We start from the raw sequence: 18,456 nt of genomic DNA on the forward strand, positions 1-18,456 counted from the left end.
TGGGTGGCCAACGTAGCGAAGTAAAGGAGGAGGAACGGCGCAGCCGTTCCGGGGGACATGAGCGGAGTTGGCCACCCACCGCCATCGGCACGCCCCCAAACTCAAAGCTGAATTCCGACTTCACGATTCCGCCCCCAACCCGCGCAGGCCTACAATCAGCCCTGCTTCCAGACCGACTGAAGCAAACGCTAGGGGTGCCAACCCGCGACACATCGTGTTGCAGGCAGGCTGAGAGAGTCCCTTTGAACCTGACTGAGGTAATCCTCGCGCAGGGAAGCTGGTCCGGCGGCCGCCACGTCCTTGTCTCCTCTCGCGTGGCGGTCCCACCGCCGTGGCCTCGCCCACCTGCCAAACACTTTGCATTGGAGCAAATGGATGGCAATCACGACTGAAAACAACGAGGCGCTGACGCCGCTCGCCGCCGGCAGCCGCGTCTTCCACTGGCACGACCATCTCTCGCTCTGGTTCAGCCTGGGCGTGGGTCTGCTGGTCATGCAGATCGGCGCCTACCTGGTGCCGGCGGTCGGCACGCGCGATGCGGTCATCGCGATCGTGCTGGGCTCCTGCATCGGCGCAGGCCTGCTGGCCTGGACCGCGCGTTTGGGCTGCGAGAGCGGCCTGGCCAGCGCCGGGCTGATGCACGCCACCTACGGCAGCGCCTTCGCACGCCTGCCGGTGGTGCTCAACATCGTGCAGCTCATCGGCTGGACCACCTTCGAGCTGGTGATCATGCGCGAGGGCACGCAGGCCATCGGCAAGCAGGCCTTCGGCTGGTCGCTCGACGGGCCGCTGGGCGGCCTCTTCACGACGCTGCTGTGGGGCGCGGTGCTGCTGGCGCTGCTGGCCGGCTCGATGGTCAGGCTGGTGCGGCGCTTCGTCAGCCGCTTCGGGCTGCCGCTGGTGGTGCTCTCGCTGCTGTGGCTCACCTGGCAGTTCGCGGGGCAGTTGCAGGCCAAGGGGTGGGAGGCCTTCTGGTCGCGCCCCGGTGACGGCAGCATGGGTCTGTTCAGCGCGCTGGACCTGGTGATCGCGATGCCCGTCTCCTGGCTGCCGCTGGTGGCCGACTACGCGCGCCACGGCAAGCGCAGCACCGGCGGGCTGGGCGGCGCCTTCAGCGGCACCTGGCTCGGCTATGCGCTCGCCAACATCTGGTGTTATGGCCTGGGCGTGATGGTCGCCAGCGCCGCCGAGCCCGGCAGCAACCTGGTGACGGCCCTGCTGCTGGCGCAGGGCGGGCTGGTGGCGCTGGGACTGATCCTCATCGACGAGCTGGACAACGCCTATGGCGACGTGTACTCCGGCTCCGTCTCGGCCCACAGCCTGAAGCCGCGCTGGAGCGTGAAGCGCTGGGGCCTCGCGCTCGCGGTGCTCTGCATCGCCTTCGCGCTGGTGCTGCCCATGCACACACTGGAGCCCTTCCTGCTGCTGCTGAGCTCGGTCTTCGTGCCACTGTACGGCGTGATCCTCGGGCGCCTGGGCACCGGCGAAGCACCGGCCTCGACCGGCACGCGGCGGGTGGACCTGGGCGCCGCGCTGATCTGGATCGCCGGCATCGCGGTCTACCACGGGTGCGCCAAGTGGGCGCCTCAGTTCGGCTCGGCCCTGCCCACGCTGGCCTTCACCTTCGTGCTGGCCTGGTTCACGCGCCAGGCCGCGGCAGGCGGACCGTCGGCACTGGCGCAAAGCCGTGGTTGAGGGGACCGTGGCCCGCGCCGACCTGCACGTCCGCACCGGCCGCCATGGCGGCCACGACGTAGCCGCGCGCGCGCTCCACGGCCTCGGGCAAGGCATAGCCCAGCGCCAGGTGCGAGGCGATGGCCGAGGACAGCGTGCAGCCCGTGCCGTGCAGATTGCGGCTCGCGATCCGCTGGGAAGACAGGCGCAGGCGCTCGCCGTCGGCCTCGGCCAGCAGGTCCACCACGTCATCGCCCGGCAGATGGCCACCCTTGAGCAAGACGGCCCGCGCGCCCAGCGCGAGCAACTCGCTGGCCGCGTCGTCCAGCGCATCCACACCGTCGATCGGATGGCCGATCAGCAGCGCCGCCTCGTCGAGGTTGGGCGTGACGACGATGGCGCGCGGGAACAGCTCGCGCACCAGCACCTGCACCGTCTCCTGGGCGATGAGGCGATCGCCGCTGGTGGCGACCATCACCGGGTCGAGCACCACGTTCGGCAGCTTGTAGTGGTCGATGGCCCAGGCCACCACCTCGACCACCTCGGGCGCATGCAGCATGCCCAGCTTGACCGCATCGACGCCGATGTCCTCCACCACCGCGCGGATCTGCGCTTTGAGGAACTCCGGCGGCACACCATGGATGCCACTCACACCCAGCGTGTTCTGCGCGGTCAGGGCGGTGATGGCCGTCATGCCGTAGCAGCCGAGCGCCTGGAAGGTCTTGAGATCGGCCTGGATGCCGGCGCCGCCGCCGCTGTCGGAACCGGCGATCGAGAGCACGCGGGCGTATCGGGAAGATGCGAGGGTCATGCGGAAAATTATCGGCCACGCCGCGCAGGCCCCTGCAGGAGGCCCTGGCCATGAGCGCGCAAGCGATGCCTTTCCGCTCGGCCGCGATCCTCGGGGCCGGGCTCATGGGCCGGCTGCTCGCCGTGGCGCTCGCCCGCGGCGGCTGCCATGTCGAGCTCTTCGATGCCGGCGGCCCGCAGGCCGATGGCGCGGCGGCGCGCGTCGCGGCCGCCATGCTGGCGCCGCTGGCCGAATCGGCCGTCGCGCCCGCCTCGGTGGTGCGCATGGGCCACCACGCGCTCGATCGCTGGCCTGCGTTGCTCGTGGAGCTGGCCAGCCCGGTGTTCTTCCAGCGCGAGGGCACGCTGGTGCTGTGGCACCGCCAGGATGCGGCCGAGGCCGCTCGGCTGGCCCGCGTGCTCGCGCGCACCGGCGAGCAGGTGCCCGCGTTGCCCGCGATGAAGACGCTGGACGCCGCGGGCATCGCCGCGCTCGAGCCCTCGCTGGGCCAGCGCTTCGCGCAGGGCCTGCTGCTGCCCGATGAAGGCCAGCTGGACAACCGCGAGCTGCTCGCCGCCCTGCTCGCCACGCTGGAGGGCCTGCCGAACGTCACGCTGCACTGGCACGCGCCGCGCAGCCTCGACGATTTCCAGCCCCGCCCGGACGAGCGCGTGATCGACTGCCGCGGCCTCGGTGCCCGTCCGCAATGGAACACCCTGCGCGGCGTGCGCGGCGAGGTGATCCGCGTGCATGCGCCCGAGGTGGCGCTCAGGCGGCCCACGCGCCTCGTGCACCCGCGCTACCCGCTCTACATCGCGCCCAAGCCGGGGCAGGTGTTCGTGATCGGCGCCACCGAGATCGAGTCCGAGGACATGTCGCCGGCCAGCGTGCGCTCCACGCTGGAGCTGCTGAGCGCCGCCTATGCCGTGCACAGCGGCTTCGCCGAGGCGCGTATTCTCGAAATCTCGACCCAGTGCCGCCCCACCCTGCCCGACAACCTGCCCGCCTTCCGCCAGCCGCGGCCCGGCGTTCTGCAGATCAACGGCCTCTACCGACACGGCTTCATGATCGCGCCGGCCCTGCTCGACGTCGCGCTGGAGCTGCTGCGCGAGGGCCGCTCGGCGCTGGCGCCGCGCTTCGCGCTGGCGCCCAGCCTGGAGGAGAGACACGCATGAACGTCCTGATCAACGACCACCCGAAGACGCTCCCCGACGACGCCACGCTGGCCGACGCCATCGCCCTCATCGAGGCCGTGCCGCCCTTCGCCGCCGCGGTGAATCGGCAGTTCGTGCCGCGCTCGAGCTACGCATCGCACCTGCTGCAACCCGAGGACCGCATCGAAGTCATCCGGCCCGTCACGGGCGGCTGAATGAATCACGGAGACACGACCATGACAACCAACCCCGACGACGCGCTGATGCTCTACGGCCAGGCCTTCCAGAGCCGGCTGCTGCTGGGCACCGCGCGCTACCCCTCGCCCGACGTGCTCGAGGCCGCGGTGCGGCGCGCCCGGCCCGCCATGCTCACCGCCTCCCTGCGCCGCCAGACCGCGACGCCCGGCAACGGCGAGGGCAACGGCTTCTGGGACCTGCTGCGGCGGCTGGAAGTGCCCGTGCTGCCCAACACCGCAGGCTGCCACAGCGTGCAGGAGGCGATCGCCACCGCGCAGATGGCGCGCGAGCTGTTCGACACGCCCTGGATCAAGCTGGAGCTGATCGGCGACGACTACACGCTGCAGCCCGACACGCTCAACCTGGTGGATGCCGCCTCGCAGCTGATCCGCGATGGCTTCCAAGTCCTGCCCTACTGCACCGAGGACCTGGTGCTGTGCCAGCGCCTGGTGGACGTGGGCTGCCAGGCCGTGATGCCCTGGGCCGCCCCCATCGGCACCGGCCGCGGGCCGATCAACCCCTATGCGTTGCAGGTCCTGCGCGAGCGCCTGGACGTGCCCATGCTCGTCGATGCCGGCCTGGGCCTGCCCTCGCATGCCTGCCAGGTGATGGAATGGGGCTACGACGGCGTGCTGCTCAACACCGCCGTGGCCCTGGCACAGGACCCGGTCGCGATGGCCGGCGCATTTGCCGACGCGGTGCAGGCCGGCCGCAGCGCGCGCCTTGCCGGCGCGATGGCCGCGCAGGATTCCGCCCAGCCGAGCACGCCGGTGCTGGGCACGCCCTTCTGGCACCACGCCAACACCCAATGAGCCCGCAAGCCATGAACGACCAGGACGAGATCACCCGCGCCATCCTCGCCGCGCATGCCGCGCGCTTCGGCGAGACCGGCGGAAGCCCGGCCGCCTTCTCCGGCGACGACCCCGTGTACCGCGGCGCCAAGACGGCCTGCGCCGCGCTGGGCTTCATCGAGGTCGATGCCGAATGCCTGGCCCGTGCGTGGCAGGCGCAGACGCAGCGCACGGGCCGCTTCGATGCCGCCGCGTGGCCCGCGCATCCGGCCGACTTCGGTATGCGCCCCTTTCCGCCCACCGCGCGCGAAGATGCCTTCCCGCCCTGCCCCGAGAAGCTCGGCCTCTACGCCGTGCTGCCCGATGCGGCCTGGGTCGGCCGCATGGCGCGCGCGGGCTTGCCGACGGTGCAGCTGCGTTTCAAGTCCACCGATGCCGATGCCATCCAGCGCGAGGTGAACGCCGCCGTGGAGGCGGTGCGCGGGACCGATGCGCTGCTTTTCATCAACGACCACTGGCGCGCCGCCATCGAGGCCAAGGCCTATGGCCTGCACCTGGGCCAGGAAGACCTGGATGCACTGAGTCTGCAGGACCTGCAGGCGATCCGCGCCTCCGGCATCCGCCTCGGCGTCAGCACCCACGGCTACGCGGAGATGGTGCGCGCCGATGCGGTGAGCCCGAGCTACATCGCCATGGGCGCGGTGTTTCCGACCACGCTGAAGAAGATGCCCACCGCGCCGCAGGGCGTGGCCCGGCTGGGGGCGTATGCGCAACTCATGCGCGGCTACTCGCAGGTCGGCATCGGCGGCGTCGATGCACAGCGGCTGCCGGACGTGCTGGCCACCGGCGTCGGCTCCGTGGCCGTCGTGCGCGCCGTCGTTGCCGAGCCCGATCCCGAGGCCGCGGCAGCGCGCCTGATGGCCGCGATGGCGCGTTGAAAAATTCCGCACTTTTTGCGCCGCGCGAGGCGGCCCCTCCGGAAGGGCCAAAAAACAAAGCTATAATCTGAGGCTTGTTCCTCGATAGCTCAGTCGGTAGAGCGCCGGACTGTTAATCCGTAGGTCCCTGGTTCGAGCCCAGGTCGAGGAGCCAGAACAAACCCTCGTGGTTCTTGAAAGCCCTGCTATCTTTCCGGTAGCAGGGCTTTTTCCTTGCTGCGCATTTTCTACCCCGTGTCCGACTCGTGTCGGAAGACCGTGCGCCCTCCACGCCCGGATCCGAAAACAGAACACGTGTTGCGCCGGGAACACGCGTTCCGATCGGAAAGAAGCCTGCTCGGAGGACGCCGCAGCCTGCGCGGCATCGCTTACATCCTGCAGTCCTGCTCGGAGAACGGCACGCGTTTCAAGCTCGAGTGCCACGACATCGGGCATCTCGATCTGATCACGGGGCCACCATCGACGAACAGCACCTGGCGTCGATTTTCAACCTGCCGCAGGAGCCCAGTCGACGATCGGCAGCACGCCAATACCGGGGCGGGCGAACAAGTAGCCCTGAAAAAGTTTCACATCAAGGGCGCGAAGTGCTTCAAGCTCCCCGCGGTTCTCCACGCCCTCCGCAACGACCTTGATCCGAAGTTCTCCGCACATCGCGACAACGCCCTTGACGATCGTCGTTCGCACGGGGTCCAGATGGATGTCCCGAATCAAGCTCATGTCGAGCTTGACGATGTTCGGCTGAAACGCAGCCAGGAGCCCGAAACCCGCATAGGCGGCGCCGAAATCGTCGATCGCCGAGGTGAACCCGAAGTGCTCGAAGCTCTGGAAGGTCGCGGCCAATTCGGGCGGGTCCTTGACCTGCTCGCCCTCGGTGATCTCGAACATCAGGCGATCGACCGGGAAGCGGACGCGCTCGGCTGTGCGAATGGCAGTGTGGAAGCATTCCGCGGGTCGGGCGATGTCGTTGGGCATGACGTTGAGACTTAGACGCGATTGCATACCCAGCATCGACGCCATCTCGATCGACCTCACGCGGCAAGCCTCATGGAACGCAAAGCGGTGTTGCGGCGCCACCTGGCCCAGCACCGCGAACGCCCCCTCCCCGTGCAGGCCTCGCACCAGCGCTTCGTGCGCGAAGATCTCACGCTGGTCGAGGTCCACGATCGGCTGAAAGGCGATCGTGAAGGCCGGGCCGAAGGGGCAGCCGGCGGCGTCGGGGGGTTCCTCCAACTTCATCGCATCAACGGGGCGAATGAGGATCCGTACCTCGCTTCTTTCGCTGGCGGGGTCTCGGATCTCGAGGGGGCCATCATGAATCGATTTCTCCCCCCCTTTTTGGCCGCGTACAACGCCGAATCCGCGCATGCCAGCAGCGTAGAAAAGTTTTCCCCCTCCTCCGAGATCGCGACGCCGATGCTGGTCGTCACCTGCAACGTGCGGCTCGGAAGGTGGAACGACGGCCGCATGGCGCTCAGTACCTTTCCGGCCACCACCCCGGCTGCGCCTGCATCGACCACGCCCTCTAGCAGGATCACGAACTCGTCGCCGGCGTAGCGCGCCGCCATGTCCGTCTCGCGCACGCTCGCCTGCAGCCGCCGGCCGAACTCCTTGAGCACCGCGTCGCCCGCGGCATGGCCGAGGGAGTCGTTGATCGACTTGAAGTAGTCGATGTCCAGGAACATCAGACAGACTGGAAGGCGCGACCGCCGAGACCTGGCGAAGGCTTCGCGCACGTGCTCTTCGAACGAGCGTCGGTTCGGCAGGCCCGTGAGCACGTCTTCGCGCGCGAGCGAGTCGAGCTGCATCTGCTTTTGCTTCAGGTCGCTGACGTCGTTCGCGAGGATATACAAACCGACGACCTCGCCCTCTTCGTTCTTCTGGGGCAGGTAGATGGTCTGCAGGGTGCGCTCGCCAACCAGCAGCTTGGCCGTCTGCTCGAAGGAGACCTCTTCTCCGGCAAAGGCCCGCTCCAGGAGGGGCTTGCGCATCTCGTAGTGCGCGTCGCCGACGACCTCGCGGATCGGCCTGTTCATCATCGACGAGGGCGGAATGCCCAGCCAGGTCAGGTACCGTCCGTTGCAGAAGACCACCCGCTCATCGCGATCCAGCTCCGTCAGGAGCGCCGGCACGTTGTCGGTAAGCCCGCGCAGGCGCTGCTCGCTCTCGGCGCTGCGGATCTCGGCCCGTTTGCGCTCAGTCACGTCGAAAGTCATCGCATAGAAGCCCCGCACCACGCCCTCCGGGTCGCGATCCGGGATGTAGTGGGATTGAAACCAGTTCTGGCCGACGCCGCGCGTGCGGAAGCCGGTCTTCTCGAAGCTCACGGCTTCGCCGGCGAGCACGCGGCGCACGTAGGGCTCGATCATCTGGAAGTCCTCTTCTCCGCGCACCTCGGCCATGGAACGGCCCACCAGCTCCGCGTTGTCGTGCAGCGCTCGCACGCGCGCATTGACGAAGGTGTAGCGCAGGGATTCGTCCACGTGCGACACCAGCGCCGGCAGGTTGTCCGTGATGGTGCGGATGCGCGCTTCGCCCGCCGCCCGCTCGCGCTCGGCCACCTTCTGGCGCGTGATGTCGAATGTCATCACGTAGTAGCCGACCACCTCGCCGCCGTCGCGGATGTCCGGCACCAGGTGGCACAGGAAGAAGCGCTCCGTGCCTTCGCGATCGTAGGCGCCGACGTACCGCGTCGCGGTGCCCGCCAGCACCTTGGTGACCTCGGGCTCCAACTGCCTGTAGACCGCCTCGGGCAGCGACTCCTTCATCGTCAGCGTTCCGATATCAGACCGGGTCCTGCCGCGCATCGCCAGCCCGGCCCTGTTGCCGAATAGGCAGACCTGGTTGCGATCGAAGTAGGCGACCACGGCCGGCAGGTTGTCGGTCACGTCGCGCAGAAATCTTTCGCTCGCGGCGAGCTTGGCGTGAGCGATCTGACGCTCCAGCATCAGTGAATCGAAGGTGCGCGAGAGATCGCCGATCTCGTCCTGGGCGAAGGAGCCGGCCAAGGGCGCGTAGTCGGTGGCCGCGCGCGAGACCTGCATGTGTTCGTGCAGCCGCTCCAGCGGCCTGAGTTGCGAGCGCAAGACCCAGAGGGCGAGCCCGCCGACCAGGACCGTCAGGAGCAGCGCGCCAGCCCACGTGTAGCGTTCGATCTCGTCGATGCGCGCAAAGGCCTCGCTGCGCGGGTAGATGCCTCCGAGGATCCAGTTGGTCTGGCTGCTGCGCTTGAATGCGTAGAGCCCGTGGATGCCGGCGCCGTTCGTCGCTTCGGTGATGCCCTCCAGGCCCGCAAAGGCACGGTCCAGCGCGGCATTGTGTTCCCCCTCCACGGCCATGTGCTGCAGCAGCAGCGACTTGCGCGGGTGCTCGATGACGATACCGTCCGTGTTGACGATGAACAAGTAGCCGCTCTGGCCGAACCTGATGTTGGCGAGTTCGCCCAGGAAGTTCTGCTCCTTGAGGCTGATGGCCCCGGAGATGACGTAGAGAACCTTGCCCGCCCCGTCCAGCACCGGCTCGGTGATGGCGATTTGCGCCATCCCGTTGAGCCTGTTGCGGTAGGGCTGCGAGATGACCCCCTCCTTGGCCGCGACCGTCTGCTGAAAGTACTCGCGGTCCTTGATGTTGATGTTGGCGAGCTGCTGCGTTCCATTCAGGCTGGCGATCAGGTTGCCGTCCATGTCGACGAAGGCAACGCTGTCGAAGGCCTGCCTGAGCGACTGGTGCTGCATCACGAAGTCCTGCAGCCGCTGGACGTCGGCGAGGTGCTGCGCCTCGACGCTGTCGGCGAAGGTTTTGAGCAGGGTTCGCCGGCTGCGGAACTTCTGGTCCACCGCGCTGGCGATGGAGACGATGCGCTCGAACTGCTCGTTCGCAATGGCCGCCTGCATGTTGCGCTTGACGAAGTGGAGCGCGGCGGTGGCGACACCCACCGTGCTCAGCAGGACGACCACCACCATGCCGATGGCCAACCGGGCCCGCAGCCCAAGGCGCGGGACGCGAGGGACGGAGGAACCGTCTGGCCTCAATTTCGAGTGCCCTACTTCAGATCGGACAACTCCATGAAGTTGCTCTCTATCCAGACGCGTCCTTCCTCGTTCAGCGCGAATGTCAGGGCCTTTTCTTTGGATAGCTTCTTTTCCTGAATCGCTCGGGAAAGCGGATTGGCGCTTCCGAGGTCGCCGCGCCGATGGTTGTAGACGTGCTCCGTGCCGTCTTCATCGCTGTACGTGTAGGAGACCGTGATGCCGTCCAGGTCTGCCAGAGGCTGCAGGAACGCGATGAACTGGGAAGCCGTGATGCCTTCAGCCTGCATGGCACGCCAGTGCCGATAGAGAGTTGCGTTGGCGATCGGCTGCTCGCGCGGCGGGACTTCGGTGGCCGTCGACTCCGAAGCATCCCCGTCGCCCTTCTTGCGGAAGAAGTCGGTCACGGTTCTTGCGAACGTCCGGGCTTGTGCTTGGGTTCCGGGCCTCGGCGGCCAGTCATCCAAGCCATGAGGCACCGTTTCGATGTCATCGCTGCGTCCACTCATGATTCAGTCCTTCACTTCCTCGTTCGAGCGCAGTCATATCGTACGGTCGCGAGTTGCTGCGTCCCGCTGCTTTGAGGTTGTGTCCTACAACGTAAATGTGCATTTCTGGCGAAGTCGACTTGCTGATCGGCGCGCATCACGCAGGCTCATTTTCGGCATGAATTCCAAAGTTCTCAGGTCGCGCAAGATCTCTCGTGCACCCGAGTGCTTTCCGAAGGAACAGCAAGGGAACTCCCATGAACTCGTCCACTCGCTTCGATCCTGCGCGCATCCGCGCATCGCTCTCGTGGTTCCACGAAGGGCCCTGCTATCTCTCCGGTAGCAGGGCTTTTTCCCGGCCTGGCGCTTTCTGGCTGCCGCTTGGCACGGCGCTGACATGCGATGGCTTGGACGGCGTAGCGGAGGGCGACCCCGCCTGCGACAGTTCCAGCGCCGCCAGCGCCGTGCAGACCAGGGCGGGGATGGCCAGCGCGACGATCAGCCGGGAGGTCCCCGGAACGACCCAGCCCTCGATCTCGGTGTCCGTTGTCATGACTGCAATGCCTCTGACTGCGATGCACGGCCCCACCAGCCGATGACCTGCACCCTCGGGAACGCATACTCGCGTCCCATCAGTGCGCGCGCGAAGAGGTAGTTGTTCCGCGCACGCTCCCCCAGGCGGTCCAGATCGACCTCGCCTTGCGCATTGCAAGGGAAAGCCAGTCCCCGGCCTTGCTTGTGCAGCGATTGAAAGCGCAGTTCGAAATGCGCGCCTTGGAGGGTCGAGCCTGCTTCCATGATCAGCTCCTGCAAAGGTGTACCGAAGCTTCAGTATTCGCCCGGCTTGTCACCCCACGATGTCCGCGCCGCCCTCGCATCTTTCAGCTGACATTGCGGAAGAAACACGTGCCGGGCGCCTGTTGCGGATGACATCGCGGGCTCAGCCCAGCAGCGCAAAGCGATCCGCGCGCGACGCCTGAATCACCGCCGCGGATTGCGCCGCGATCGCGCCGGCGGGCGATGCGCCCTGCAGCCAGCAGTTGGGCATGGCAAACCACTCGGCCACCTGGCCATCGTCGAAGCTGACGCCGAGCTCGGCGATGGCCTCGGCCACTGCCGGCAGCACGTTGAAGCTCGGAAGCTCCAGCTGGAACCACGGCAGCAGGAGCCTTCCATCGCATCGGAAATGGACCACCCGGCGCTCCACGATCCGGCGCGCGAGCAAGGAGATGGGCTGCTCGCGGCGGCGGCCCATCAAGCTCGCCAGGTCATCGCAGTCGATGACCCCTCCGCTGGCCCGATAGGCGTCGGCGAGCGCGTACGTCCCCGCCGGCCGCGCGCGAACGCTCAGGCAGCGGCTGCCGCTGCCGCTGCCGGCGGGCACGGCCAGTTCGAACATCGGCTTGGCGCCGGCCAAGTATTCCGCGATACGCATGCTGCTCTCCTCGGGATGCGAACGAGCCGCCGGCAGTCGCCGACAGCGCTTCCGGAGCCCACGAATCGAAGCCCCGCCATCCGATGCTGGCACTCGAAGATGTTCGGAGTAATTCCTGCCGGGGCCCGAATATGTCCGTTGAAACATGGCCTCGCGCAATCGCCGTCGCGGCGCCGCGCGATGTGGCCGGCCTCTCCCAGACATCCGTGAACTCGACCCTCATCATGCGGTTTCGGTCACAGAAGCGCCTCTGTCTTTGGGAGGGCCAGCGCCCCCTTCCTCGGCGGGATTGAGCACGTGCGTGGCGGCATTTCCAATGGTCTACGGTCACCAAGGAGTGGAGTTCCATGTCAAACAGAAGAAATCTCGCCACCGAGGCCTTGCGATCCCGGAGCCTGCTGCGCTTGCTCGCGGCCAGCACAGTGCTGCTCGGGTCTCTCCCTCATGCAGGCGCGCAGGAGCGCTTCGCGCCGTCTTCCGTGTTCGTGCAGGGGGGCTCGGCCAGCGGCACGCGATCGCTGACGGCCGGGTTTGCGTGGGACTGGGACCGCCGTTGGGCCCTCGGCCCCGGCGAGCTCGGCGGCTACTTCGAGCTCTCGCTCTCGCAGTGGCGCTACGACAGCGCCGCCGGCAATGGCAAGGACCATCTCACGCAGCTGGCCTTCAAGCCCGTGTTCCGCTGGCGCCTCGACGGCGGCGCGTCGCCCTGGTTCTTCGACGCCGGCGTGGGCCTGAGCCTGACCTCCTCGCACTACGAGACCCCGGCCAAGCGCTTCTCCACGCGCTTCAACTTCGGCACGCATCTGGGCGTGGGGCGCAACTTCGGCGCGCGCGGCGAGCATGAGCTGGCGCTGCGCGTCGAGCACTTCTCGAACGGGGGAATCAAGCATCCGAACCCCGGCGAGAACTTCGTCCAGCTGCGCTACAGCTACCGCTTCCGCTAGGCCATCTCGCACGCCACCAGCGCCAACAGGCCGCCGATCTGGTCCGCGAAGGTTGCGAACGAGATCGCAAGGGGGCCAGCAGCGCTTCGCGCCCCGCTTGCGGCGTGACTTGCGCGAGCCACCACGCCGCCAGCGCGCCGATCCCGAAGCCGGCCCCGATGAGCCACTTCTTGCGCGACAGCCGCGCCGAATAGCGCATGTACACGAACACCAGCGAGCCGGTGACCAACGACGCCGCACCCGTGAGATAGCCGGCGTTGCCGACGGTGAAGCCCAGGCCGCCTTCCATCAGGCGCGGCAGCAGGTAGCTGAAACCGGTCGAGAGGTAATAGTAGACGACGTACAGCACCAGCCCCACGCGGAAAGCCGACTGCCGCAGCGCGTGCAGTTGCAACAGCGGCGCGGGGGCCGCCACTGGTGGTGGCCGAACCAGGCCAGGCCCGCCAGGCCGGCCCATTGTCAAGGCGATCAGTGCCTGCGATGCGGTGAACAGCTCGAAGTGCGAGCGCGCCAACACGACCTGCAGAGCCGACCGGCGATCGGCGCCAGTGCACCGCCGAAGACGATCATCACCATGAAGGTCTTCAGCATCACGGCGCGCCGGGCCGGTGGAACATCGGTCTGGATCAGCATGCGGCAGGCGCCCAGCATCGGGCCGATGAAGTAGGCCTGCACCGCGCGCTTCCATCGGCTGCTGCAGCATCGCCGCGATCGCAGCGAGCGAGAAGCCCAGCGAGCGCATGCGCAACACGCGCGACAGCCTGTCGAGGTCGGCCTGCTCGTAGAGGTGGTAGCCCCCCTCGCTGCGGGCCGGCACCACGATGCCGAACTCCTCGTAGTACTTGAGCGTGCGCGGCGTGACGTCGAGCCGCGACGCGGCATCTCGTACGTTGATGGTTGCTGCAGGCCTCGGGGTCCTTACTCCAGATCGAGCAGCAGCGCATCGTCCGGCCGCACCGCGGCCGGCGGCTGCCAGCGCACGTCGCGCATGGAACGCTGGACCTGCCCATCCACCCCCATCAGGATCGAGAAGATGGCCATGCGCACCGGGATGCCGTTGTCGGTCTGGCGAAAGATCGCCAGACGCGGATCGCGATCGAGGTCGGTGGACAGGTCGTTGGCGCCTGGACGGCCGTCGCGCGGCAGCGGGTGCATCAGCACCGCATCCGGGCCGCAGACGCGCTCGACCAGCGCGCGGTCGATGCGGAACGCCTCGCCGTAGCTCTCCACGCTTTCGCCGCTGAAGCGCTCCTTCTGAATGCGCGTGGCGTAGACCACGTCGGCGTCGGCCAGGCTGTCCAGCGTGCCGGACTCGACCACCTCGTGCCCGCGCGCGGCCACCGCCTCCACCAGCGCGCGCGGCATCCGCAGCGAAGGCGGCGACACCAGCGTGAAGCGCACCCGGCGGAACAGCGCCAGCAACTGGATCAGCGAGTGCACCGTGCGGCCGTACTTCAGGTCGCCCACCATCGCGATGTGCGCGCCATCCACCAGCTTGCCCAAGCGCGAGAACTCGCGCTGGATGGTGTAGACGTCCAGGAGCGCCTGGCTGGGGTGCTCGCCCGCGCCGTCGCCCGCGTTGATCACCGGGATGTTGGTGGCGGATGCGAATTCGGCCACCGAGCCCTGCTCCGGGTGGCGCACCACGATCGCGTCGGCATAGCCGCTGATCACCATCGCGGTGTCGCGCAGCGATTCGCCCTTGGCCATGGAGGAGAAGGTGAAACCGGTGGTGTCACACACCGAACCGCCCAGGCGGCAGAAGGCGGCGCCGAAGCTGATGCGGGTGCGGGTGCTGGCCTCGAAGAACAGGTTGGCCAGCACCGCCCCTTCCAGCACGCGGCTGACCTTGCGCCGGTGCGCGATGGGCTGCATGACGTCGGCCACGTGGAACAAGTGCTCCAGGGATTCGCGGTTGAACTGGGACACCGACAGCAGGTGGTGCCCACTGGAGGCGACCTGGGCCACGTCATGTACGCTCTGCGTAGATGCTGTCGCCGGCGCCTGCCGCTCGAGGATCTCCAGCACGTAGCGGCGGGCCATCTCGGGCATGGCGCGGAACTCGCTGGAATCGTCCGGCAGCAGCCAGCTGTCGAGCGCCCGGCGCCGGGTGCCGATGCGGTCCGCGAAGACCTCGCGTGTCATGTTCAGGCGGCGCATCGCATCGCGCAGCAGCACTTGTTGGGTGAGGTTCATGGGCCGCCATCATATACGCATTGCGTATATCTATGCGCGCAGTCGGCGAGAGCGGCGCGATGACGTTCATCCTCCAGCTCGGAAGGATGCTGCGGCACGCCATGCCGCTTCAAGTAGGCCGGGGAGGCGCATGCGAAGCGATGGATCTCGCCGATGAGATCCACGGGCTTGTCGCTCACGCCCATGTCGAGCTGGATCTCGGGATAGCGCTTGCAGAAGTCCCCCAGCGCCGGGATGAGGAGAAGGCTGGCGATGGCCGACGGCGCGTCGATGCGCAGCTTGCCGCGCGGCGTCAGCTTGGCGCGGGACAGGCTCGATTCGATCTCTTCGATCTCGTCGAGCACCCGGACGGTGCGCTCGTAGTAGCTGGCGCCGTCCGGGGTGACGGTGACGCGTCGCGTGGTGCGATTGAGCAGTTGGGTCCTGAGCTCGGACTCCAGCGACAGCACGAGGCGGCTGATCTGGGCCTTGGTGACGCGGAGCGAGTCGGCCGCCTTGGTGAAAGTACCGGCCTCCACGACTAGGTCCGGCCCGGTTCGGGTTATGCCATGGATGGCACGGTCCCGCCAACGCGGCCCGCTTCGGCTGCGGTGCCGCGCCGGCCACGCCACCGGCTACGCCGGCGCGATGTTGAGGTTCATGCGCAGCAGGTTGTCCGGGTCGTAGCGCCGCTTGATGGCCTGCAGCCGCGGGTAGTTGGCGCCGTAGCTGTCGGCCACGCGCCCGGCCTCGTCCTCGGTGAGGAAGTTGACGTAGCCGCTGGCGGTGGCGTGCGGCGCCGCCTGCTGGAAGACGCCGCGCGCCCAGCTGCGCACCTTGTCGTCCTCGGACGCCTCGGCCCACCGGCCGTGCACGTTCATGATGTAGCGCGCGTCGCGGCCGACGAAGGCGGTGGCATCTGGCTTTACGCGGCCCATCGCGCCACCCATCTGCGCGACGAAGATCTCGCATTCCGGACCCGGCAGGCGGCCTGCGTTGTCGATCAGCATGTCGATGGCGGCATCGCTCAGGCTGCTGAAGTTGTTGGTCTTCCAGTAGTTGCGGGCGCCGGGCGCCAGCAGCGGGTCGAAGGCGGTCTGGAAGCCGGCATAGGGCGCCGGGCCCAGATGGCTGCCGACCGGGTCGCCGAACTTCAGCACCGGCGCCACCGCCTTCTCCCCGGCCGCCAGGTCGCCGCACCAGACCATCGGCAGGATCACGACCTCGCTGCCATGCACCGACTCGGGCAGGAAGGGCAGCGGCGGGGCCTTGCGCATCACTGTCCAGACGGTGAGTTCGTCGCTCGCGGCATCGCAGAAGTCCCGCCAGGCGCGCAGCACCTGCCGGGCCTGCGCGAAGGGGTAGACCACCAGCCCCGCGTACACCTCGGGCCCGACCGGGTGCAGCTGGAACTCGAAGGAGGTCACGATGCCGAAGTTGCCGCCGCCGCCGCGCAGGGCCCAGAAGAGCTCCGGCTCCGATTCGGCCGAGGCGATGCGCACCTGCCCGTCGGGCGTGACGATGGTGGCGCTGCGCAGGTTGTCGACGCTCATGCCGTGGCGACGCGTCAGCCAGCCGAAGCCGCCGCCCAGGGTGAGGCCGGCCACGCCGGTGGTGGAGTTGATGCCCAGCGGCACGGCCAGGCCATGGGCCTGCGTCTCGCGGTCCAGGTCGCCCAGCAAGGCGCCGGGACCCACGTACGCGATGCGCTTCTGCGGATCGACGCGCACGGTGCGCATGCCCGACAGGTCGATCATCAGGCCGCCCTCCGCCACCGCGTTGCCGGCGATGTGGTGGCCGCCGCCGCGCACGCTCATCAGCATGCGATGTGCCGTGGCGAAGCGCAGGGCCGCCTGCACGTCGCCTTCGGTGAGGCAGCGCGCGATCAGGGCCGGTCGGCGATCCACCATGCCGTTCCAGACCTTGCGCGCCTCCTCGTAGGCAGGGTCGGCCATGCCGATGACGCCGCCGCTGATCTGCGCCGCGAAGGCGTCAACGTCGGACTGCCGGACTTGCCGGACATCCTTGTCCAGCGTAAGGTAGGTCAGAGATTGCATCTGGTGCTCCCGGGGGTTGAAGGGGATGAGGAAGAGGTGGTTTGATTCTTCCGGCCGGCCAGCGGCCACGCTTGATCCGGCGTCGCCGAGGCTTGATCGCGCGTCCGCCGTTGGCAGCCACGGCTGCAGCCTGTCTCCATGAGCCTCGACACCCTGTCCGACGTGCTGCGCAGCGTGCGCCTGCAGGGCGCCGTGTTCTTCTACGTCAGCGGCCACAGCGACTGGGCGGCCGAGGCGCCGGCAGCCGGCGAGATCGCGCCGCTGCTGATGCCCGGCATCGAGCACGTGATGGAGTACCACGCGGTGGTGCGAGGCACCTGCTGGGCCGGCATCCTGGGCGAAGCCGCGGTGCAGCTGTCCCAGGGCGACGTGGTGATGTTCCCGCACGGCGATGCGCACGTGGTGTCCAGCGCGCCCGGCCTGCGCGGCAGCGTCGACGTCCGCTGGTACGACAACGTGCGCAGCCAGTCGCTGCCGCTGCGCGTTGCCTACGACGGTCCCAACCTGCAACTGGTGCCTCCCCCGACATCGGACACCGATCCGACCATCGTCTGCGGCTTCCTGGGCTACGACCGGCAGCCCTTCAACCCGCTGATCGCCGCGCTGCCCCGGATGCTGCACCTGCGTGCCGGCGACCACGACGCATGGGTCGCCCGCTTCACCGAGCAGGCGGCGGCGGAATCGCACGCCCGGCGCCCCGGCGCCGAGGCCATGCTGGCGCGCATGAGCGAGATGATGTTCGTCGACGCCGTGCGTCGCTATGCCGACAGCCTGCCGGCCCAGAGCGCCGGCTGGCTTGCCGGGTTGCGCGACCGCTACGTCGGACGCGCGCTCGCCCTGATGCACGAGGCGCCGGCGCAGGACTGGAGCCTCGACGAACTGGGCCGCCGGATCGGCCTCTCGCGCTCGGCGCTGCACGAACGCTTCGTGCAGATGATCGGCATCGCGCCGATGCAATACCTGGCGCAGTGGCGCATGCAGGCCGCGGCGCGGATGCTGCTGGAAACGCGCTCCACGGTCGCTGCCATCGCGCTCGAGGTGGGCTATGAATCCGAGGCTGCCTTCGCCCGGGCCTTCAAGCGGCTGGTCGGCAAGCCACCCGCCGCCTGGCGGCGCGAGCGCGAGGCCGTGGTCTGAGACCGCACTCCATTGATTGAGAAAAAAGTCTTGTCATGAGATTTTTGTCTCATTATCATGAAGGCATCCCAAGCCCTTCAGGAGACCGCCATGGCGCTCAGCCCCCGCGAGATGGACCGCAAGCTCGACGAGCATTTCGGCTTCGAGGCCCGGGATGACGTGGAGGGCGTTCTGGCCACGCTCAGCGCCGAGGTCGAGCACGACGTGGTGGGCTGGCCCACCGGCCCGAGCCACGGCCGCGAAGGCGCCCGGCCCTTCTACGAGACGCTGTTCGGCGATCTGTCCGATGGCCAGGTCACGTCGCTGCGGCGCCTGTACGGCGACAACTTCATGGTCGACGACTCGCTGTGGCGCGGCAAGGCGCCGGGCCGCCCCTTCGGCCTGGAGGGCGGCGACCGGCCGCTCGCCTTCCGGCTCCTGCACGTGATCGAGTTCACCGACAACGGCGACATCCGGCGCGAGAACGTCTGGGTCGACATGGGCGCCATCCTCCAGCAACTGCCCCAGGGCGCCCCGGCATGAGACATCCTGTGTCAACCCCCGACGCTTGCGAGATGAAGCATGGCGGCGGTGTGGCGGAGCGGATCGTAGGTGGTGCGATCCTGCGATCC

Annotated in this window: 19 protein-coding genes and 1 tRNA gene; 9 read left to right on the plus strand and 11 right to left on the minus strand. The window is 68.1% G+C overall.

Features of this window, described 5'->3' with window-relative positions; all coding sequences use genetic code 11:
- Window positions 1-375 precede the first annotated feature (375 nt).
- The gene (locus A8M77_RS33840; RefSeq protein WP_086925858.1) at window positions 376-1,695 is read left to right on the plus strand and encodes a purine-cytosine permease family protein; all 1,320 of its coding nucleotides are present in this window, start codon (window positions 376-378) and stop codon (window positions 1,693-1,695) included.
- On the opposite strand, the gene thiD is transcribed toward A8M77_RS33840, so the two are convergent.
- Entirely contained in the window at window positions 1,640-2,485 is an 846-nt protein-coding gene (gene thiD, locus A8M77_RS33845) for a bifunctional hydroxymethylpyrimidine kinase/phosphomethylpyrimidine kinase (RefSeq protein WP_086925859.1), read from the minus strand. The genes A8M77_RS33840 and thiD overlap by 56 nt on opposite strands.
- Before the next feature lie 50 nt (window positions 2,486-2,535).
- Here thiD and A8M77_RS33850 point away from each other — a divergent pair, with 50 nt between their 5' ends.
- The 5 genes from A8M77_RS33850 to A8M77_RS33870 all read left to right on the plus strand — a co-directional run bounded on the left by A8M77_RS33850 (window position 2,536) and on the right by A8M77_RS33870 (window position 5,738).
- On the plus strand, window positions 2,536-3,639 hold the full coding sequence (locus A8M77_RS33850) for an FAD-dependent oxidoreductase (protein ID WP_086925860.1): 1,104 nt from the start codon (window positions 2,536-2,538) through the stop codon (window positions 3,637-3,639).
- The gene (gene thiS / locus A8M77_RS33855) at window positions 3,636-3,833 is read left to right on the plus strand and encodes a sulfur carrier protein ThiS (protein ID WP_086925861.1); all 198 of its coding nucleotides are present in this window, start codon (window positions 3,636-3,638) and stop codon (window positions 3,831-3,833) included. Before A8M77_RS33850 ends, thiS begins: the two co-directional genes overlap by 4 nt.
- A gap of 21 nt (window positions 3,834-3,854) precedes the next feature.
- On the plus strand, window positions 3,855-4,667 hold the full coding sequence (locus tag A8M77_RS33860; RefSeq protein WP_086925862.1) for a thiazole synthase: 813 nt from the start codon (window positions 3,855-3,857) through the stop codon (window positions 4,665-4,667).
- 11 nt (window positions 4,668-4,678) lie between these two features.
- Window positions 4,679-5,584 carry a thiamine phosphate synthase gene (locus A8M77_RS33865; RefSeq protein WP_086925863.1) on the plus strand — a complete coding sequence of 302 codons (906 nt, stop codon included), beginning with the start codon at window positions 4,679-4,681 and terminating at the stop codon, window positions 5,582-5,584.
- 78 nt (window positions 5,585-5,662) lie between these two features.
- Window positions 5,663-5,738: transfer RNA gene (locus A8M77_RS33870), tRNA-Asn, on the plus strand.
- Window positions 5,739-6,070: 332 nt separating this feature from the next.
- Here the strand turns inward: A8M77_RS33870 and A8M77_RS33875 are convergent.
- The 6 genes from A8M77_RS33875 to A8M77_RS33900 all read right to left on the minus strand — a co-directional run bounded on the left by A8M77_RS33875 (window position 6,071) and on the right by A8M77_RS33900 (window position 11,532).
- Window positions 6,071-6,820, minus strand: coding sequence for an EAL domain-containing protein (locus A8M77_RS33875; protein WP_086925864.1), 750 nt, complete (start codon window positions 6,818-6,820; stop codon window positions 6,071-6,073).
- Entirely contained in the window at window positions 6,817-9,543 is a 2,727-nt protein-coding gene (locus A8M77_RS33880) for a sensor domain-containing diguanylate cyclase (RefSeq protein WP_086925874.1), read from the minus strand. The genes A8M77_RS33875 and A8M77_RS33880 overlap by 4 nt, the downstream gene beginning before the upstream one ends.
- Window positions 9,544-9,623: 80 nt before the next feature.
- Complete coding sequence (locus A8M77_RS33885; protein WP_143694875.1) at window positions 9,624-10,118, minus strand: hypothetical protein; 495 nt, start codon at window positions 10,116-10,118, stop codon at window positions 9,624-9,626.
- A gap of 307 nt (window positions 10,119-10,425) precedes the next feature.
- Window positions 10,426-10,650 (minus strand): hypothetical protein, encoded by a 225-nt coding sequence (locus A8M77_RS33890; RefSeq protein ID WP_086925866.1) that lies wholly within the window; start codon window positions 10,648-10,650, stop codon window positions 10,426-10,428.
- Window positions 10,647-10,895 carry a hypothetical protein gene (locus A8M77_RS33895; RefSeq protein ID WP_086925867.1) on the minus strand — a complete coding sequence of 83 codons (249 nt, stop codon included), beginning with the start codon at window positions 10,893-10,895 and terminating at the stop codon, window positions 10,647-10,649. Before A8M77_RS33895 ends, A8M77_RS33890 begins: the two co-directional genes overlap by 4 nt.
- A gap of 142 nt (window positions 10,896-11,037) precedes the next feature.
- A complete protein-coding gene (locus A8M77_RS33900; RefSeq protein ID WP_086925868.1) occupies window positions 11,038-11,532 on the minus strand; it encodes a hypothetical protein in 495 nt (164 codons plus the stop codon).
- 347 nt (window positions 11,533-11,879) lie between these two features.
- Between A8M77_RS33900 and A8M77_RS33905 the strand changes: the two genes are divergently transcribed.
- Complete coding sequence (locus A8M77_RS33905) at window positions 11,880-12,476, plus strand: acyloxyacyl hydrolase (RefSeq protein ID WP_086925869.1); 597 nt, start codon at window positions 11,880-11,882, stop codon at window positions 12,474-12,476.
- Here the strand turns inward: A8M77_RS33905 and A8M77_RS37570 are convergent.
- The 4 genes from A8M77_RS37570 to A8M77_RS33930 all read right to left on the minus strand — a co-directional run bounded on the left by A8M77_RS37570 (window position 12,415) and on the right by A8M77_RS33930 (window position 16,708).
- Window positions 12,415-13,452, minus strand: a complete 1,038-nt coding sequence (locus tag A8M77_RS37570; RefSeq protein WP_443273516.1) for a MerR family transcriptional regulator — start codon at window positions 13,450-13,452, stop codon at window positions 12,415-12,417. The two genes, A8M77_RS33905 and A8M77_RS37570, sit on opposite strands and share 62 nt — an antisense overlap.
- A complete protein-coding gene (locus A8M77_RS33920; RefSeq protein WP_086925870.1) occupies window positions 13,395-14,672 on the minus strand; it encodes an aspartate carbamoyltransferase in 1,278 nt (425 codons plus the stop codon). The genes A8M77_RS37570 and A8M77_RS33920 overlap by 58 nt, the downstream gene beginning before the upstream one ends.
- Window positions 14,669-15,190, minus strand: a complete 522-nt coding sequence (locus tag A8M77_RS33925) for a LysR family transcriptional regulator (protein WP_238137071.1) — start codon at window positions 15,188-15,190, stop codon at window positions 14,669-14,671. Before A8M77_RS33925 ends, A8M77_RS33920 begins: the two co-directional genes overlap by 4 nt.
- Before the next feature lie 96 nt (window positions 15,191-15,286).
- The gene (locus A8M77_RS33930; RefSeq protein WP_086925871.1) at window positions 15,287-16,708 is read right to left on the minus strand and encodes an FAD-binding oxidoreductase; all 1,422 of its coding nucleotides are present in this window, start codon (window positions 16,706-16,708) and stop codon (window positions 15,287-15,289) included.
- Between the two features lie 138 nt (window positions 16,709-16,846).
- Here A8M77_RS33930 and A8M77_RS33935 point away from each other — a divergent pair, with 138 nt between their 5' ends.
- Entirely contained in the window at window positions 16,847-17,845 is a 999-nt protein-coding gene (locus tag A8M77_RS33935) for an AraC family transcriptional regulator (RefSeq protein WP_086925872.1), read from the plus strand.
- 90 nt (window positions 17,846-17,935) lie between these two features.
- Window positions 17,936-18,367, plus strand: a complete 432-nt coding sequence (locus tag A8M77_RS33940) for an ester cyclase (RefSeq protein ID WP_086925873.1) — start codon at window positions 17,936-17,938, stop codon at window positions 18,365-18,367.
- Window positions 18,368-18,456 lie beyond the last annotated feature (89 nt).

This window comes from Variovorax sp. JS1663 (assembly GCF_002157355.1).
Taxonomy (GTDB): domain Bacteria; phylum Pseudomonadota; class Gammaproteobacteria; order Burkholderiales; family Burkholderiaceae_C; genus Variovorax.

Bases quoted from the DNA above. Each gene is read 5' to 3' on its own strand.
- A8M77_RS33840 (WP_086925858.1), top strand. From the start codon at position 376: ATGGCAATCACGACTGAAAACAACGAGGCGCTGACGCCGCTCGCCGCC.
- thiD (WP_086925859.1), bottom strand. From the start codon at position 2,485: ATGACCCTCGCATCTTCCCGATACGCCCGCGTGCTCTCGATCGCCGGT.
- A8M77_RS33850 (WP_086925860.1), top strand. From the start codon at position 2,536: ATGAGCGCGCAAGCGATGCCTTTCCGCTCGGCCGCGATCCTCGGGGCC.
- thiS (WP_086925861.1), top strand. From the start codon at position 3,636: ATGAACGTCCTGATCAACGACCACCCGAAGACGCTCCCCGACGACGCC.
- A8M77_RS33860 (WP_086925862.1), top strand. From the start codon at position 3,855: ATGACAACCAACCCCGACGACGCGCTGATGCTCTACGGCCAGGCCTTC.
- A8M77_RS33865 (WP_086925863.1), top strand. From the start codon at position 4,679: ATGAACGACCAGGACGAGATCACCCGCGCCATCCTCGCCGCGCATGCC.
- A8M77_RS33875 (WP_086925864.1), bottom strand. From the start codon at position 6,820: ATGAAGTTGGAGGAACCCCCCGACGCCGCCGGCTGCCCCTTCGGCCCG.
- A8M77_RS33880 (WP_086925874.1), bottom strand. From the start codon at position 9,543: ATGGTGGTGGTCGTCCTGCTGAGCACGGTGGGTGTCGCCACCGCCGCG.
- A8M77_RS33885 (WP_143694875.1), bottom strand. From the start codon at position 10,118: ATGAGTGGACGCAGCGATGACATCGAAACGGTGCCTCATGGCTTGGAT.
- A8M77_RS33890 (WP_086925866.1), bottom strand. From the start codon at position 10,650: ATGACAACGGACACCGAGATCGAGGGCTGGGTCGTTCCGGGGACCTCC.
- A8M77_RS33895 (WP_086925867.1), bottom strand. From the start codon at position 10,895: ATGGAAGCAGGCTCGACCCTCCAAGGCGCGCATTTCGAACTGCGCTTT.
- A8M77_RS33900 (WP_086925868.1), bottom strand. From the start codon at position 11,532: ATGCGTATCGCGGAATACTTGGCCGGCGCCAAGCCGATGTTCGAACTG.
- A8M77_RS33905 (WP_086925869.1), top strand. From the start codon at position 11,880: ATGTCAAACAGAAGAAATCTCGCCACCGAGGCCTTGCGATCCCGGAGC.
- A8M77_RS33920 (WP_086925870.1), bottom strand. From the start codon at position 14,672: ATGAACCTCACCCAACAAGTGCTGCTGCGCGATGCGATGCGCCGCCTG.
- A8M77_RS33930 (WP_086925871.1), bottom strand. From the start codon at position 16,708: ATGCAATCTCTGACCTACCTTACGCTGGACAAGGATGTCCGGCAAGTC.
- A8M77_RS33935 (WP_086925872.1), top strand. From the start codon at position 16,847: ATGAGCCTCGACACCCTGTCCGACGTGCTGCGCAGCGTGCGCCTGCAG.
- A8M77_RS33940 (WP_086925873.1), top strand. From the start codon at position 17,936: ATGGCGCTCAGCCCCCGCGAGATGGACCGCAAGCTCGACGAGCATTTC.